4 protein-coding genes are annotated in these 1744 nt (G+C 67.5%); all 4 read right to left on the bottom strand.

Annotation, left to right across the window (positions count from 1 at the left end):
- Positions 1 to 559 (bottom strand): cation diffusion facilitator family transporter (locus GOHSU_RS12965; RefSeq protein WP_005942493.1); only part of this gene is annotated, 559 nt, incomplete at its 3' end.
- A gap of 126 nt (positions 560 to 685) precedes the next feature.
- Positions 686 to 982 carry a WXG100 family type VII secretion target gene (locus GOHSU_RS12960; protein ID WP_005942491.1) on the bottom strand — a complete coding sequence of 99 codons (297 nt, stop codon included), beginning with the start codon at positions 980 to 982 and terminating at the stop codon, positions 686 to 688.
- Between the two features lie 67 nt (positions 983 to 1049).
- Positions 1050 to 1370 (bottom strand): WXG100 family type VII secretion target, encoded by a 321-nt coding sequence (locus GOHSU_RS12955; protein ID WP_005942489.1) that lies wholly within the window; start codon positions 1368 to 1370, stop codon positions 1050 to 1052.
- Positions 1371 to 1476: 106 nt separating this feature from the next.
- On the bottom strand, positions 1477 to 1744 hold a 268-nt coding region (locus GOHSU_RS16925), incomplete at its 5' end, for a hypothetical protein (protein ID WP_005942487.1).

Below are 1744 nucleotides of genomic sequence, written 5' to 3'. Positions count from 1 at the left end.
TGAGCATGGTCAGTCCGACGCCGCCCAAGGCCAGCAGCAGACCGATCAGGGCGCCGGCGTCTTCCAGCAGCACCACCGGCAGTTCGGGTGTCCGGGAGTTACGGATGAATCGCCACCAGGAGGCATCCCCCTTGAGCGGTCGGGATTCACGGAGTGCGGTGTGGAAGCTGTAGCTCTCCAGGACGATCGCCACCGCCAGAATCACCACCGCCACCAAAGGCGACTCCAGCGCATGGTCGTGTGCGTGCCGGATCTTCTGGTAGCCCTCGTACAGCGCGAACAGTGCACCGAGGGAGAAGATCACCAGCGCCACGACGAAGGAGTAGAAGTAGCGGGAGCGCCCGTAGCCGAACGGGTGGAGCTGATCGGCTTGTTTCTTCGCTCGCTTCTGGCCGACCAGCAGCAGCCCCTGATTGGAGGTGTCAGCGACCGAGTGGACACCCTCGGCGAGCATGGACGACGATCCGGTGATCGCGAAGCCCACGAACTTGGCCACGGCGATGCCGGCGTTGGCGGCCAGCGCCGCGATGATCGCTCTCTTGGAACCTTCCGCCGACATGTCGCCACCGTCCCTTCCCTGCCTGTCGCCGCGGCGGACGCCGCAGACCGCCGGTGCGCACCGACGGTGACAGCGTAGTGCCGTCACATCGGGCGCACCGGCAGGATCCCGACAGCGGTCCGTCGCTCAGGTGGTGAACGAGCGGCCGACGCGCTGATCGGTTTCGAGCATGCGGGCGCTGGCTTTGGACACCCCGGTGCCCAGCCCGTCCAGCCGCAGCCGCGCGTCACCGAATAAGCGATCCCATTCCACTTGCGCCTGCTGATACGACGCCGCACCACCGGATTCCCAGTTGGCGGCCAGCGCGTGGACCTGCCGTTTGAGTTGGCCCGACAGCTCCTCGAGCCGCCCGAACTGTGTCTTCAGGTCCGAGGCGAGCGCGTCGAGGCTGCCGAAGTTGTAGCGAATGGTCGATCCGGACATTGGTTCCCCCTGCTGGTTGCTGACGTACTGTTGTTTGCTGACGTGCTGGTGGTTGCGTGTTCGGCGGCTACAGGTTCAGGCCTCCGCCCGCCGACGAGGTGATCACGCTGGCCGCGCCCGCGTCCTGATCGTCGTACCCGCGGAAACCCGTGGTCAGCCGGTTCTCGATGCTGTCGAGCGCCTGTTCCAGCCGGATCGCGGTGCTGTGCCAGTCGGTGTGGGTGGTGTCGAAGACCCGCGCCGCCGATCCGTTCCAGTCGCCGAGACCGCCGGCGGCAGCCGATTTGATCCGGCCGATGACCCCGCGCATATCGCCGACGATGCCTTTGATGCTGGCCGATGCCGCCTGACCGGCGGTCACATCCAGATTCAAACCGTGTGCACCCATGATGTTCTCCCTTTACTCTCTGTTCTGACCTTGCTGTTCTGTCTTTGCCGGCGACGGTTCCCCAACGACGGCGTGTTCGACGATGCCGTCGCCGACGGCGCGGCGGTCACACCGCTGCGGCGGGCTCACCGAGCGCGAAATCCACATCGACGGTCACTTCGGCCGCCTGCATCTGCCCCAGGACCGCCACCGTCGCCCCGGGCGGGGATCCCGGCACGACGGTGTCCCCGACCGCGAACGGCACCGCTTCGAAGGTCCCCTCCCTGCCCGAGGGACCGCTGCGAGCCATCCCGGCCCCGGCCATCGGCCCCAGCGGCGCCAGCGGCATCCCCATGCCGGGGGCGGCGGCCGGCCGAGTCCAGCCCGGCGTACCC

It is taken from the genome of Gordonia hirsuta DSM 44140 = NBRC 16056, from assembly GCF_000333015.1.
In the GTDB taxonomy this organism is placed as follows: domain Bacteria; phylum Actinomycetota; class Actinomycetes; order Mycobacteriales; family Mycobacteriaceae; genus Gordonia; species Gordonia hirsuta.
Note: the sequence above shows the minus strand (reverse complement) of the source record. Positions and strands in the feature narration are given on the sequence as shown.